At 65.1% G+C, this 13,986-nt stretch carries 14 protein-coding genes; 5 read left to right on the top strand and 9 right to left on the bottom strand.

Annotated elements, in window-relative coordinates:
- Positions 1-160 precede the first annotated feature (160 nt).
- Positions 161-1,066 (top strand): alpha/beta fold hydrolase, encoded by a 906-nt coding sequence (locus ABIB66_RS18970; RefSeq protein ID WP_354208238.1) that lies wholly within the window; start codon positions 161-163, stop codon positions 1,064-1,066.
- Here the strand turns inward: ABIB66_RS18970 and ABIB66_RS18965 are convergent.
- Entirely contained in the window at positions 1,063-1,521 is a 459-nt protein-coding gene (locus ABIB66_RS18965; RefSeq protein ID WP_275172521.1) for a nucleoside deaminase, read from the bottom strand. The two genes, ABIB66_RS18970 and ABIB66_RS18965, sit on opposite strands and share 4 nt — an antisense overlap.
- Before the next feature lie 120 nt (positions 1,522-1,641).
- On the opposite strand from ABIB66_RS18965, the gene ABIB66_RS18960 reads away from it, so the two are divergent.
- Positions 1,642-3,798 carry a pseudouridine synthase gene (locus ABIB66_RS18960; protein WP_354255203.1) on the top strand — a complete coding sequence of 719 codons (2,157 nt, stop codon included), beginning with the start codon at positions 1,642-1,644 and terminating at the stop codon, positions 3,796-3,798.
- Positions 3,799-3,800: 2 nt separating this feature from the next.
- Positions 3,801-4,355 carry a 16S rRNA (guanine(966)-N(2))-methyltransferase RsmD gene (gene rsmD / locus ABIB66_RS18955; RefSeq protein WP_354208236.1) on the top strand — a complete coding sequence of 185 codons (555 nt, stop codon included), beginning with the start codon at positions 3,801-3,803 and terminating at the stop codon, positions 4,353-4,355.
- Between the two features lie 133 nt (positions 4,356-4,488).
- Here the strand turns inward: rsmD and mutL are convergent, their stop codons facing one another.
- Positions 4,489-6,300 (bottom strand): DNA mismatch repair endonuclease MutL, encoded by a 1,812-nt coding sequence (gene mutL, locus ABIB66_RS18950; RefSeq protein WP_354208235.1) that lies wholly within the window; start codon positions 6,298-6,300, stop codon positions 4,489-4,491.
- Positions 6,301-6,545: 245 nt separating this feature from the next.
- Between mutL and ABIB66_RS18945 the strand changes: the two genes are divergently transcribed.
- On the top strand, positions 6,546-6,863 hold the full coding sequence (locus ABIB66_RS18945; RefSeq protein WP_275172418.1) for a ribbon-helix-helix domain-containing protein: 318 nt from the start codon (positions 6,546-6,548) through the stop codon (positions 6,861-6,863).
- 147 nt (positions 6,864-7,010) lie between these two features.
- Here the strand turns inward: ABIB66_RS18945 and ABIB66_RS18940 are convergent, their stop codons facing one another.
- The 4 genes from ABIB66_RS18940 to ABIB66_RS18925 are packed head-to-tail and all read right to left on the bottom strand — an operon-like array spanning position 7,011 to position 9,974.
- Positions 7,011-8,579, bottom strand: a complete 1,569-nt coding sequence (locus tag ABIB66_RS18940) for a GMC family oxidoreductase (RefSeq protein ID WP_354255200.1) — start codon at positions 8,577-8,579, stop codon at positions 7,011-7,013.
- A 29-nt stretch (positions 8,580-8,608) separates the two neighbouring features.
- Positions 8,609-9,157: a gluconate 2-dehydrogenase subunit 3 family protein gene (locus ABIB66_RS18935; protein ID WP_354208233.1), complete on the bottom strand. Its 549-nt coding sequence runs from the start codon at positions 9,155-9,157 to the stop codon at positions 8,609-8,611.
- 34 nt (positions 9,158-9,191) lie between these two features.
- Positions 9,192-9,587 (bottom strand): VOC family protein, encoded by a 396-nt coding sequence (locus ABIB66_RS18930; RefSeq protein WP_275172421.1) that lies wholly within the window; start codon positions 9,585-9,587, stop codon positions 9,192-9,194.
- The gene (locus ABIB66_RS18925; RefSeq protein WP_354208362.1) at positions 9,588-9,974 is read right to left on the bottom strand and encodes a c-type cytochrome; all 387 of its coding nucleotides are present in this window, start codon (positions 9,972-9,974) and stop codon (positions 9,588-9,590) included.
- 426 nt (positions 9,975-10,400) lie between these two features.
- Here ABIB66_RS18925 and ABIB66_RS18920 point away from each other — a divergent pair, with 426 nt between their 5' ends.
- Positions 10,401-10,589 (top strand): hypothetical protein, encoded by a 189-nt coding sequence (locus ABIB66_RS18920; RefSeq protein WP_354101211.1) that lies wholly within the window; start codon positions 10,401-10,403, stop codon positions 10,587-10,589.
- Between the two features lie 62 nt (positions 10,590-10,651).
- Here ABIB66_RS18920 and arfB read toward each other — a convergent pair whose 3' ends face one another.
- From arfB to ABIB66_RS18905, 3 genes are all read right to left on the bottom strand, one after another.
- Complete coding sequence (arfB, locus tag ABIB66_RS18915) at positions 10,652-11,068, bottom strand: alternative ribosome rescue aminoacyl-tRNA hydrolase ArfB (protein ID WP_354208232.1); 417 nt, start codon at positions 11,066-11,068, stop codon at positions 10,652-10,654.
- A 113-nt stretch (positions 11,069-11,181) separates the two neighbouring features.
- Positions 11,182-12,549, bottom strand: a complete 1,368-nt coding sequence (locus ABIB66_RS18910; protein WP_354208231.1) for a M16 family metallopeptidase — start codon at positions 12,547-12,549, stop codon at positions 11,182-11,184.
- Entirely contained in the window at positions 12,546-13,940 is a 1,395-nt protein-coding gene (locus ABIB66_RS18905) for a M16 family metallopeptidase (protein ID WP_473304537.1), read from the bottom strand. Before ABIB66_RS18905 ends, ABIB66_RS18910 begins: the two co-directional genes overlap by 4 nt.
- Between the last annotated feature and the right edge of the window lie 46 nt (positions 13,941-13,986).

Below are 13,986 nucleotides of genomic sequence, written 5' to 3'. Positions count from 1 at the left end.
CGCACGCCGGCGAAATTTGCGACCGCGCCGTCGGCCCTCCGAAATTGTGTAGGCGGCTGTTGGACTTAGCTACTGTGCATGGGGTTGTTTTTCGACTTTTTTGTTTTGGGACATTCTCAAGACCGAACAGATCCCACGCTGACAGATAAGGATGCAGAAGATGTCCGATCTCGCCGACCTCTATCCCGGCTTCGCCTCCGAATGGATCAACACCTCCTTCGGCCGCATCTTCGCCCGCGTCGGCGGGAAGGGACCGCCGCTGTTGCTGCTGCACGGCTTCTCCGAGACCAACGTGATGTGGCACCGCGTCGCGCCGCAGCTGGCCGACCAGTTCACGCTGATCATCGCCGATCTGCCCGGCTATGGCTGGTCCGACATGCCCGAGAGCGACGCGCTGCACATGCCCTACAGCAAGCGCGCGATGGCCAAGGCCATGGTCGAGGCGATGGAGCAACTCGGCCATGTGCACTTCGCGCTCGCGGGCCACGATCGCGGCGGCCGCGTCTCGTATCGGCTGGCGCTCGATCATCCCGGCCGGCTGTCGAAGCTTGCGGTGCTCGATATCCTGCCGACCTATAATTACTGGGAGCGGATGAACCGCGCCTACGCGCTAAAGATCTATCACTGGACTTTTCTGGCGCAGCCAGCCCCGTTGCCGGAGACGCTGATTGCGAGCAATGGCGAGTTCTTCCTGCGCTTCAAGATGGCGAGCCAGACCAGGTCGAAGACGCTCGACGCCATCGACCAGCGCGCGCTCGAACACTACATCGCCCCGTTCCGCGATCCCGCCCGCGTGCACGCGATGTGCGAGGATTATCGCGCCGGCGCCTATTTCGACTACGATCTCGACAAGGCCGATTTCGAGGCTGGCAAGAAGATCACGATTCCCATGCTGGCGCTGTGGGGCAACGCCGGCGTGGCGCAAGCCGCCGCCACCCCGCTCGACATCTGGAAGCAATGGGCGACCAACGTCACGGGTATGCCGGTGGATTCGGGGCACTTCCTCACCGAGGAAAACCCGGATGTGACCGCGAAGGCGCTGCGCGAGTTCTTTGCCGCGCCTTAGCGCCGCTCCCGAAAGAAGTCCTTGAGCAGCCGCGCGGACTCGCTTTCGCCGACCCCGGAATAGACGTCCGGGACGTGATGGCAGGTCGGCGAGGTGAAGAACCGGACGCCTGATTCCACCGCGCCGCCCTTGGGATCGGCGGCGCCGTAATAAAGGCGCCTCACCCTTGCAAACGAGATCGCGCCCGCACACATGGTGCAGGGCTCCAGCGTCACGTAGAGGTCGCAGTCGACCAGGCGCTCGCTGCCGATTTTTTTGGCGGCGTCGCGCAGCGCAACGATCTCGGCATGAGCCGTGGGGTCGTAATCGGTCAGCGTCCGGTTCGCCGCGGTGGCGATGACCTCGTAATTGCGGACCACGACGCATCCGATCGGAACTTCGCCCGCCTTTCCGGCGTTTTCGGCCGTTTTGAGCGCCAAATCCATGAAAGAGGGGGCTTTCAAGCCTCGTATCATCGCGAGAAACCTGCTAGTAGCTGCGCCTTCAGCAGAAGTGCTTGACCGAATTTGCCTGAGCATGCGGCTCGAGACGAGCGCGCACAATGCTTTCTGGCCACCCCCTGAGTGAGATTATTCATGCCTCGCGACAGCGACAAAGACAACGATTCCCGCGGCCGGCGTGATCGCGGCCCGGCCAAGGGCGGCCGTTCCGGCAAGGCGCGGGGCCCCGAGAAGAAGTTCGCCAAGCGCGGCTTCGAGGGCAAGGGCGACAGCCGCCCGCCCCGCGGCGACCGCGACAGCCGACCGGTCCGCCGCCGCGAGGAGGGCGATGCCCCGCGCCGCGACTTCAGCGAGCGTCCGAAGTTCAATCGCCAAGACCGGCCGCGCGAAGACCGGCCGCGCGAAGACCGGCCGCGCGGCGAGGATCGTGGCGAGCGCAGCTTCAAGCCGCGTGGGGATCGTCCCTTCAAGCCGCGCGAAGACCGTCCGTTTTCCGATCGTCCGTCGCGCGACGGCGAGAAGCGCCCGTTCAAGCCTCGTGGCGACCGCCCATTTTCTGATCGCCCCTCGCGCGATGGCGAGAAGCGGCCGTTCAAGCCGCGCGGTGATCGCCCGTCCTACGGGCGTGATGACCGTCCGCCGCGCAGGGATCGCGACGATTCCCGTCCGGCCGGCCGAACCGGTGACGCGAAGTTTGGCGACAAGCGACCTTACGCGCCGCGTGGCGACCGTCCGGAACGCAAGTTCGACGGCGAGCGGAAGTTTTCGCGCGGTGCACCGGACCGCAATCGCAGCGAGCGCAGCGATTCAAAGCCCTGGCAGAAGCGCGATGCGGCTCCCCGCGGCGACCGGCCGCCGCGCAAGGACTTCAGCAAGGGTCCGCGCAAGGATTTTGGCGGCAGCGACCGCGGTCAGGACAAGCCCTGGCAGAAGCGCGACGATCGGCAAGGCGGCGGCGACGACCGTCCGCGCTTTTCGCGTTCGCGCGACGATCGCACATCGGGTGATCGTCCGTTCCGCGAGCGGCCCAAATTCGATCGTCCCAAGTTCGATCGCCCACGCGATGATCGTCCGAGGTTCGATCGCGGCGGCGATCGCCCGAAATTCGATCGTCCGCGCGAGCGCTCCGAGGGCCGTTCCGACTGGCACGAGCATCCCCGCAACGAAGCGCGTTCCGGCGATCGTCCACGTCGCGAAAACGAGGATGAGAGCAGGATCTTCGAGAAACGTCCCGCCTTCGGCGGTCGCGGCGCCTATCGCGAGCGCGATCGTGATTCCGAGCGGCGGCCTCGCCGCGAGGAAGAGGTCAAGCCGAAGAAAGCCGGCGAGCGCATCGCCAAGGTGCTGTCGCGTGCGGGCCTCGCCTCCCGCCGCGATGCCGAGGAGATGGTCACGCAGGGCCGCGTCAGCGTCAACGGCCGGGTGATCAATTCGCCGGCGCTCGACATCACCTCGAACGATGTCGTTACTGTCGACGGCAAGCCGTTGCCGGAGCGCGAGCGCACGCGGCTGTTCCTCTATCACAAGCCGCGCGGCCTGATGACGACGCATGACGATCCCGAGGGACGTCCGACCGTGTTCGACAATTTGCCCGAAGGTCTGCCGCGGCTGATCTCGATCGGCCGGCTCGACTTCAACACCGAAGGCCTGCTGCTGCTCACCAATGATGGAGGGCTCGCGCGCACGCTTGAGCTGCCGGACACCGGCTGGCTGCGTCGCTACCGCGTCCGCGCCCATGGCGACGTCACGCAGGCGCAGCTCGACCAGCTGAAGAACGGCATCGAGATCGAGGGCGTCAAATACGGTCCGATCGACGCCACGTTGGAGCGTGACCAGGGTGCCAATGTCTGGCTTGTTTTCGCGATCCGCGAAGGCAAGAACCGCGAAGTGCGCAACGTCTGCGCCCATCTCGGGCTCGAGGTGAACCGGCTGATCCGGGTCTCCTACGGCCCGTTCCAGCTCGGCGAGGTCCCGGAAGGCCAGGTCGAGGAGATCAAGTCCCGCGTGCTGCGCGACCAGCTCGGCGAAAAGATCATCGAGAAATCGGGCGCACAGTTCGACGTGCCGCAGAAATCTGCCTCGCATGAGGGAGACGACGCGCCGCGCGAGAAGAAGCCTGCGAGCAAGCGCGGCGTGATCAACGACCGCAAGGGCCGCCGCGTTCTGGTGCAGCGCACCGGCAGCGAGGAAGCGCGCGAGCGCAACGAGGCTGAGGCGAGCGGCTACGGCCCGCCACGCCGTCCCAAGCGCGGCTATCACGGCAAGCGCGATCTGGCGCCGAAGGAGGACTGACGTTGCGCGTCGTCGGCGGTCGATTGAAGGGGCGCAATCTGGCCTCACCGTCCTCGCGCGACATCCGCCCCACGGCGGACCGCCTGCGCGAGTCCGTGTTTAACATCCTCATGCACGCCTATGACGATCCGATTGCGGATGCGCGTGTGCTCGATCTCTTCGCCGGTACCGGCGCGCTGGGCATCGAAGCGTCGTCACGCGGCGCGAAGTTCACGCTGTTCGTCGACAACGGCGCGGAAGCGCGCGCCCTGCTGCGGAACAATGTCGAGACGCTGGGCTTGGGCGGCGTGACAAAAGTCTATCGTCGTGATGCGACCGATCTCGGGCCCGCACATCCGGTCGAGCCGTTCTCGCTGGTGTTCCTCGATCCGCCCTATGGCAAGGGGTTTGCGGAGAAGGCGCTTGCGAGCTTGCGCGACGGCGACTGGCTGACGCCGGGCGCGCTGCTCGTGGTGGAAGAGGCAAAGGCTGCGCAGTTCGTCACGCCTGAGGGCTTCGAGGAATTGGAGCGGCGCGCTTATGACGACACGGAGTTCGTGTTTTTGAAGCGGCCGTAACTTCACAATCGGTTCGTAGGGTGGGTTAGCCGAAGGCGTAACCCACCACCTTGCCGCGCACGTGGGACGAAGTTGGTGGGTTACGCCGAGCAGATGCGCTTTGCGCATCTGCAGGGCTAACCCACCCTACGAATTACCTCCGCCCGAACAGCTTCTCCACGTCGCTCAGCTTCAGCTCGACATAGGTCGGCCGGCCGTGATTGCACTGGCCGGAGTTCGGGGTGTCCTCCATCTCGCGGAGCAGGGCGTTCATCTCCTCCGGCCGCAGCCTTCGGCCGGCGCGCACCGAACCGTGACAGGCCATGGTGGCGGCGACGTGCATCAGGCGGCGCTCCAGCGGCAGCGCCTCGTCCCATTCGGCCATGTGCTCGGAAAGATCGCGCAAGAGCCCGCCCGCGTTGGCCTTGCCGAGCAGCGACGGCGTCTCGCGCACCGCAACCGCGCCGGGGCCGAAGGATTCGATCGCGAGGCCAAACGACGCCAGTTCCTCGCTGCGCTCGAGCAGGCGCTCCACCGTAGCCTCGTCCATCTCGACGATCTCGGGGATCAGCAGGATCTGCCGCTGCACGCCATTGGCCGCCAGCGAGGCTTTCAGCCGCTCGTAGACGATGCGTTCATGCGCGGCGTGCTGGTCGACGATGATCAGGCCGTCGCGAGTTTGAGAGACGATATAGGTCTCGTGGATCTGCGTGCGCGCAGCGCCGAGCGGGCGGTCGACCAGGTCACTGACCGGCTGGGATTCGATCCGCACGTCCGCGCTGGGCGCGCCGACATCGAACGCCGCTTGCGCGCGCTCGGCGAAGGCGGGCGCGGTCACATCGTCGAATGACGGCATCGGCGCGACCGGGGCGGATGGCGACTGGCGCCAGTCCCAGCTTGCCGGGCGCGGCGTGAATGCGGGGCGGAACGACGACAGCGCGCTCTCGCCGCTGTTGGCGGCCGTACGCCGGCCCTCCCGTGCAAGCCCTTCCTTTAATCCGTGCACGATCAGTGCTCGGACCAGGCCGGCGTTGCGAAACCGCACCTCGGTCTTGGCCGGATGCACATTGGCGTCGACCTCGCGCGGATCGAGCGTGACGAACAGCGCCAGCACCGGATGGCGGTCGCGCGGCAGATAGTCGGCATAGGCCCCGCGCACCGCGCCTAAGATCAGCTTGTCGCGTACCGGGCGGCCGTTGACGAAGAGATATTGCCCGAGCGCGTTGGCCTTGGTTAGCGCCGGCGCTGCGGCATAGCCGGCGACCACGACGCCCTCGCGCTCGGCATGGACCTCGATGGCATGGCTGCGGAACTCTGCCCCCAGGATGTCGCCGAGACGGGTCAGGCGACCGGCGACGCCGGGCAGTGCCGCAGCCCAGGTCACCGGCGCGCGCTCTTCGCCCGCAAGCGTGAAGGCGATTTCGGGCCGCGCCATCGCCAGCCGCCGCACCACCTCACGGATCGCTTCCGCCTCGGTCCGGTCGGTCTTCAAGAACTTCAGCCGCGCCGGCGTCGCGTAGAAGAGGTCGTTGACCTCGACCCGCGTGCCGTGCGCGAGCGCGGCCGGCATGATCTCGGTTTTCTCGCCGCCCTCGACATTGAGCGCCCAGGCGTGCGGCTCACTGGCATGCCGCGTAGTGATGGCGAGCCGCGCCACAGAGCCGATCGAGGGCAGCGCCTCGCCGCGGAATCCGAGCGTGCGGATCTGCAGCAGGTCCTCGTCGTCGAGCTTGGAGGTGGCGTGACGCTCGACCGCCAGCGACAGGTCCCTGGCGGTCATGCCGCCGCCGTCGTCGGTAATGCCAATCCGCCGGCGCCCGCCACCATCGGTAAAGACGTCGATCCGACTGGCGCCGGCATCGATGGCGTTCTCGACCAGCTCCTTGACCACGCTCGCGGGACGTTCGACCACCTCGCCGGCGGCGATGCGGTTGACGACCTGTTCGGGCAATTGGCGGACGGGCATGAAACTTGGGCTTCGACCTGGATTCGCTGACAGCGATATTCTAGGCCGTGTTGCGTCAAAAGCATGTGTTGGGCAACAGGAACATGGCGGGCTGGGGAAAAGGGCTGTCTATCGCATTGAAGAGATTGGACGTTCGAGAATATCGCGCAACTGGGATGGATCAATCTCCGGTGCTGGTCCCGATTGTGGGGTACCGGGCTGCGGTGTAGCATCGTGAAAAAACGGCAACAGGACGGGAGGACGCCATGTGCCATCTCTTCGCGCACCAGCCCCAACGCGACTACGAATCCCAGACCCGCTCGTTGCGGATCGGAGGGCATTGCACCTCGATCCGTCTGGAAATGGCATTTTGGGATACACTGGAGGAGATCGCGGCCAAGGAGAACATGAGCGTCGGCAAGTTCCTGACGACGCTCTACACCGAGGTGCTCGACCATCACGGCGAGGTCAACAACTTCGCTTCGTTGCTGCGCTGCTCCTGCCTGATCTACCGCGCCAAGGCGACAGCGCCGGTGCAGACGTTCAAGACGACGGTCGCGCCCATCCTCGATGCGGCGGAATAGCCCCGATGTCGTCCTGGCGAAGGCCAGGACCCATACCGCGGAATCCGTCAGCGATGGGCGGTATGGGTCCCGAACAACGAGCCTTCGCCGAACTCCTTCCTGGGGCAATGGGTCCTGGCTTTCGCCAGGACGACGAACGAGATTGGATCAAATCTCCTTCTTCTGCATCGCACCCGCAATGTAATCCGCCTGCCGGATCGCGAGCGAGACGATGGTCAGCGTCGGATTGCAGGCTGCGCCGCTGGTGAACTGGCTGCCGTCGGAGACGAACAGGTTCTTGACGTCGTGGCTCTGGCCGAACTTGTTGACCACGCCGTCTCGCGGCTTCTCGCTCATCCGGTTGGTGCCGAGATTGTGCGTGCTCGGATAGGGCGGTGTCGGATAGCTCACGGTGGCGCCGACGGCGTCGCAGACCGCAGCGCCCTGCTTGTAGGCGTGCGCGCGCATCGCGAGATCGTTGGGATGATCGTCGAAGTGCACGCTTGCGACCGGCTGGCCGAACTTGTCCTTCACGACAGGATCGAGCGTGATGCGGTTGGTCTCCTGCGCCATGTCCTCGCCGACCAGCCACATCCCGGCCATCCGCGGATAGCCGTCGAGCGCCGCGGTGAATGGACGTCCCCAGGCGCCGGGATTGAGGAACGCCGCCATGAAGGGCAGGCCGATCGATAGTGTCTCCATCTCATAGCCGCCGACGAAGCCGCGCTTCGGATTATTTGCGGCCTCGTCGCGGATGATGCCGGCCATGGTGGTGCCGCGATACATGTGCACCGATTTCTCGAACACGGCGTAGACGCTGCCGGTCATGTGGCGCATGTAGTTGCGGCCGACCTGGCCCGATGAGTTGCCGAGGCCGTCCGGAAACATGGTGGATGCGCTGTTCAACAGCAGCCGCGGGCTTTCGATCGAATTGCCGGCCACCGCAACGATGCGGGCCTTCTGGCGCTGCATCGCGCCAGTCTCGTCGGCATACACCACACCGGTGACTTTGCCGCCCGCGTCATGCTCGATCTTGACCGCCATGTTCGCGGGGCGGACCTCGAGATTGCCGGTCGCCTCGCCCTTGGGTATCTCGGTATAGAGCGTCGACCACTTCGCGCCGGACTTGCAGCCTTGGAAGCAGAAGCCGATCTGCTGGCAGGCGCCGCGGCCATCGCGCGGTTGGCTGTTGATCGCCATGTTGCCGGTATGCACGGTTTTGTATCCGAGCTTCTTCGCGCCGGCCTCCATCACCCTGAAGTTATTGTTGCCGGGAAGTCCGGGAATGCCGTTGGTGCGGGTCACGCCCATCTTGTTCTCGGCCTTGGCGTACCACGGCTCCATCTCGGCAAGCGTGACCGGCCAGTCCAGCAGGTTGGCGCCGGGAAGGTTGCCGTAGGTGCTCTTCACCTTGAACTCGTGCTCCTCGAACCGCAGCGATGCGCCGGCCCAGTGTGTGGTCGAGCCGCCGACCGCCTTGACGATCCAGGCGGGAAGACCCGAGAAGTCTTTTGCGACGCGCCATGTTCCCGACGTGGTGCGGGCATCGGTCCACGCGAGTTGGGAGAAACTCTCCCACTCGTCATTGACGAAGTCCTGATTTTCGATGCGGGGACCTGCTTCGAGAATGACGACCTTGACGCCCTTCTGTGCGAGTTCGTTGCCCAGTGTGCCGCCGCCGGCACCGGAGCCGACGATCACCACAACGCCTGAATCGTTCAGATCGAATTTTGCCATATGCGTTCTCCTGAACCGTTGGGTGGACGTTAAGCCTTCGGCAGCCAGTCGATGTCGGCGAAGCCGCGGTTGATGTAGCCGCCGTGCTCGGCGGAGGAGCCCTCGTAGCCGAACCGCGGCCAGACCTCTTTCTGGTTGTAGAGAGACACGATGAGCTCGCCGCGCACCTTCTGGAAGAACTCGCTCTGCTCGATCTCCTTCAGGAGCACCACGCGGTCGGCTTCCCACGGCACTTCGGCGTAAGCCACCTTGTGGCGATCACGCGCATTCTGATCGAGCCGTGTGATGCCGTCGCTGATCAGCGACTTGACGGAGGCGTCCTTCGCCGCCTTGCCGTCCCACGGCTTGATCGCGGTGATGTAGTAGCTGTCGCCGAGGACGTCGTGCGGATAAATATCGCGCGCGACCTTCAGCAGCGTCTTCATCGTTGTGGGCGAAAGCGCACTGGTCTCGTCGGCCCATGCGCCCTCGACGCTGACGGCGACGCTGGCCGCGACTGCCGCGACCGGCACGGCGGTCGCGGCGCCCTTGAGAAAGACGCGGCGGCTGTGCTTGCTTCGACGATCGACTTCTCTCATGGCATTCCTCCGTTGATCTTGATTTTTGATTTGGTTAGTTGAAACGTCCGCCGCGCTGAATCACCTCTATCTTGTAGCCGTCGGGATCACTGACGAAGAAGAAGCGCGCTAGCGTTTTGCCGTCGTGCTTGAAGTCACGCAGCTGGCCCGGCGCGAGCTTCTCGCGCTCGAAGCGGGCATGTTCGGCATCGAGATCCTCGACCACCACGGCTAGATGTCCGTAGCCGTCGCCGAGCGCATACGGTTCCTTGCGATCGAAATTGACCGTCAGCTCCACCTCGAAGGGTGAGGACGGGTGCCGCAGATAGATCAAGACAAAGTCTGCGAACTTCAGACGGTCGGTGATTTCCAGGCCAAAGGCCCGCTGGTAGAAGTCGAGAGAGCGCGCCTCGTCGAGTGCGCGGATCATGGAATGGACCGGCTTCGCCATTCAGTGCTGCTCCCTAAGAAAGGCGATGATGGCGGCGCGCGTCTCCGGCTTCGCCTGCCGGTAGACCATGACGACACCGGGAATCACCGCTTGCGGATTGGTCAGCCAGGCATCGAGCTTCGTCTCGTCCCAGGCAAAGGCTGCTTTTGCGAGGGGCTCTGAATAGTGAAAGCCTTCGACCTTTCCGGCGGGACGCCCGACGATCCTAACCAGCGGCGGACCCTGCCGCACCGGTTCTGACAGGTTCGTGGTGTGGCACACCGCGCATTGCTGCTTGAACAGTGTCGCGCCATCCGGCGGCTTTGCAGCCGGCAAGGGCATTTGCGCCTCGGCCACCCGCACCACCAGCACCATCGCGGTGCACAACCCCAGCACGATCGCGCGCATCGTCAAAAGTCCGCCCATCCACGTCAATTCAGCGTGCGCAAATTCTAGGCGCGGTAAAACAAGCCGTGGTAGTAGCGGGCTGTTTCGCTGCGTGCGGAGATGCGCGCGGGCAGCGTTGTTCCGCGCTGCCGCATATGCGGAGGACAATTTCGCGAAACCGCCGTCAAATCCCTAAACGATCACCACACGAGACAGATTGCATCACGGCCGCGCCGTTCGAGCTCGTAACGCGATGGACTGGTTCGGCTCAGGCGGACGGCGCATCAAGCCGCCGAACCGATCATCGCGAAAGTCCAGGAGAAATGGATGAAGTTGTTGAAGACCTCTGCAATCGCATGCGCCGTCTCGGCCCTCATTGTGACACCCGTTCTCGCGCAAGGTACGTCGTCCGGCGCCAGGCCTAGCGGGACCGTGCAAAGCAAACCCATGCAAGGCAGCACAATGGGCAGCGGCGACGAGGAGATGAGCGCCCAGCCGGGCGCGGCGGGCGAGACGACGGGCATGAAGCCGACGAAGGGTACCAGGGGCACGGTTGGCACGACGGGCAGTGCTGCGCACAGAGGGACCACCGACGATTCCGCGACGGGCGGTGCAGCCACGGGCAAGCGCTACTAGCCAATGGAGTGAAACGGCAGAACTCCGGTCGCGCTGCGGCCGGAGTTCTTTTGCTGTGTCTGCTAGTCGTCGAAACCGCGCCCGCGCTTCGATTTGATGTCGCTGCGGCGCTTCTTGCCCTCGAGCCGGCGCTGCTTCGAGCCAAAGGTCGGCTTCGTCGCGCGCCGCGGCTTCGGCCGGATCATGGCTTCGCCGAGCATCTCCGTAAGCCGATCGATGGCGTCCTGGCGGTTGCGCTCTTGGGTGCGGAAGCGTTGGGCCTGGATCACGATGACGCCGTCCTTGGTCATGCGCTGCCCTGCGAGCCGGGCGAGGCGCAACGCGGCATCCTCCGGCAGCGTCAGTTTGCGGGTGTCGAAGCGCAATTGCGCCGAGGTCGCGACCTTGTTGACGTTCTGCCCGCCCGGGCCGGAGGCGCGGACAAAGCTGATCTCGATGTCGTCCTCGTCAATGACGAGATCGCGGGATATCCGCAGCATGGTGGCACCATTCGTGATGCCCGGACATATCCCGGCCGCCCAAGTTCGGCAATGGTGCCCGAAATGCAAATGGCCGGGCGTGCCCGGCCAATTCAGGAAGCCTACGGACGACGTCAGTTCGACTTCGTCGCCGGTGCGGCGGCTGGTTGCGCCGCGGCCTGCGGAGCGCGGCCGACGACGACGGTCAGGAGGCCTTGGCCCCAGAGGCGCTTTGCGGCCGCCTTGGCGTCGTCCATGGTGACCGCTTCGATGACGGCGTTGCGCTTCTCGATATAGTCGATCGGCAGCTTGTCCTGCTGATATTGCAGCAGCGCCTGCGCGAGCTTAGAGGAGGTGTCGAGCGCCAGCATCTGTGAGCCCTTGAGATAGGACTTGGCCTCGTCGAGCTCCTTCTGCGTCGGGCCTTCCTCGGCGATCCGGCGCACTTCCTTGTCGATGGCATCGATGGTGTCGCCGGCACGGTCGGCACGGGTCCCGGTATTGCCGATGAAGACCGCCGAATGCTCCATCCAGAGCAGCGACTCGAATACCGAATAAGCCAGGCCACGCTTCTCGCGCACCTCGCGATAGAGCCGCGAGGACAACCCGCCGCCGCCGAGGATGTGGTTGACGACATAGGCAGCCATGAAGTTCGGATCGCTGCGCTTCACCCCGGGGCCGCCGAAGGTGATCACGGTCTGGGGCACGTCGAGCGTCACGAAGGCGCGTTGCGGCGGCTTGGCGGCCTCGACGTCGGGGACCGGCACGAGGTTGGCCTTGGCGGGCAGGCTGCCAAACGTGTGGTCGAGCAGCTTGCCGAGCGTGGCCGGATCGACATCGCCAACCACCGCGATCTTCAGCGAGTCCTTGGCGAGCACGCGGCCGACATAATCCTTCATGTCGGCCACCGTGATGGTCGGAACGCTGTCGAGATTGCCATTGGATTGCCGGCTATAGGGATGATCGCCGAAGGCGACCTCCAGGAATTTGCGGCTCGCGAGCGAAGTCGGGTTGGTGGTCTCGCGGCGCAGGCCCGAGATCACCTGCGAGCGGATGCGTTCGACATCGGCGGTTTCGAAATGCGGCGAGGTCAGCGCGCTCCGCAGCAGGTCGAAGGCCTCGTCCTTGTTGTCGCGCAGCATGCGCAGGCTGCCGCGGAACGTGTCGCGGGTGGCGCTGAAGGAGAGCTCGATGGCGCGGCGGTCGAGCCGCTCGTGGAAGGTCTTGGAATCGAGATCGCCGGAGCCTTCGTCGAGGAGATCGCCGACCAGATTGGCGACGCCCGACTTGTCCTTGGGATCCTGTGCCGAGCCGCCCGCAAAGGAATATTCCATCGCGATCAGCGGCACGGTCGCATCCTGCACGAACCAAGCCTCGATGCCGCCCGGCGAGGTCAGATGCTGGATCTTTGCAGCCGCCTGCGACGGCGAGACCGCAGCGAGCGCGAGTGCAGCGCCGGTGGCAAAGGAGAATGCAACGCGTCGAAGGAAGGGATAGGTCACGAACGCTTCTCCTCGCGCTTGGTGGTCGCGGTGTCCTTGATCAGATAGCCCGTCACCGAGCGCTTCTTCTCGAGCCATTTCTGCGCGACGGTGCGGACCTGCTCGGCGGTGACCGCGCGGATGCGATCGGGCCAGCTCCGGATGTCCTCGACCGACAGGCCCGTGGTCAGCGCCCCGCCATACCAGCGCGCCAGCACCGCCTGGTTGTCCTGGGCGTAGATCGCTTCGGCGATGAGCTGGGTCTTGACCCGCTCGAGATCCTCGGCGCGGATCGGATTTTGCGCGATGTCGGCAATGACGCCGTCGACCACCTGCTCGACCTCGGCGAAGCTGACGCCGGATTTGGGCGAAGCCGAGATCGCGAACTGGGTCGGGTCGAGCGAGATGCTCGAATAGCTGGCGCTGGCGGAGACCGCGAGCGGCTTGTCGACCACGAGCGCACGGTAGAGATAGGAATTGCTGCCGCTGCCCATCAGCTGCGCCAGCACGTCGAGGGCCGCGCTTTCGCCGGCCGCAGCCGTGGTCGCCGACGGCACCAGGTAATAGCGCCGCAAGCCGGGTTGCTCGACGCGCGGATCGGCCAGGGTCACGGTGCGCGGCGCCGCGGGCTCCGGCTCCTGCGGGCGGACGCGGCGCGCCGGGATTGCGGGCTGGGCCGGGATGGAGCCGAAATTGCGCTCGACCAGCGGGCGGATGTCGGCGGGCTCGACGTCGCCGGCGATCACCAGGATCGCGTTGTTCGGCGCATAGAAGCGGCGGTAGAAGGCGAGCGCATCCTCGCGATCGAGCTTCTCGATCTCCTGGTGCCAGCCGATCACCGGCCGGCCGTAGGGATGGTTGAGATAGAGCGCGGCCATGATCTGCTCGTTCAGCCGCGCGTCCGGATTGTTGGCGACGCGCATGTTATACTCTTCGAGCACGACGTCGCGCTCGGGCAGCACGTTCTCGTCCTTGAGGATCAGGCCGGTCATGCGGTCGGCCTCGAACTCCATCATCTTCGGCAGCTGCTCTTTCGGTACTCGCTGGTAATAGTTGGTGTAGTCCACTGAGGTCGAGGCGTTCTCGTTGCCGCCGACGCGGAGCACGGTCTGGGAGAATTCGCCGACCGGATGCTTCGAAGTGCCCTTGAACATCAGGTGCTCAAGGAAGTGCGCGAGCCCGGACTTGCCCGGCGTCTCGTCAGCCGAGCCGACCTTGTACCAGATCATTTCCGTGACGACGGGCGTGCGGTGGTCGGGAATCACCACGACCTGCATGCCGTTTCCGAGCGTGAAGCTGGCGGGCGGGGCCGATGTCACCGTGGTCTGCGCAAGGGATGCGCCGGCCGTCAGGACACTCGTCGAAAGCAGCGCGGCAAGGAGGCAGGCAGCCGATCGGTAAGAGGACATCATGATCCTTATGAAAGGCCGAGCCCGGATGTCCGGCTCGGAGGCACGG

The organism is Bradyrhizobium sp. F1.13.3, from assembly GCF_040548265.1.
Lineage (GTDB): Bacteria > Pseudomonadota > Alphaproteobacteria > Rhizobiales > Xanthobacteraceae > Bradyrhizobium.
Note: the sequence above shows the minus strand (reverse complement) of the source record. Positions and strands in the feature narration are given on the sequence as shown.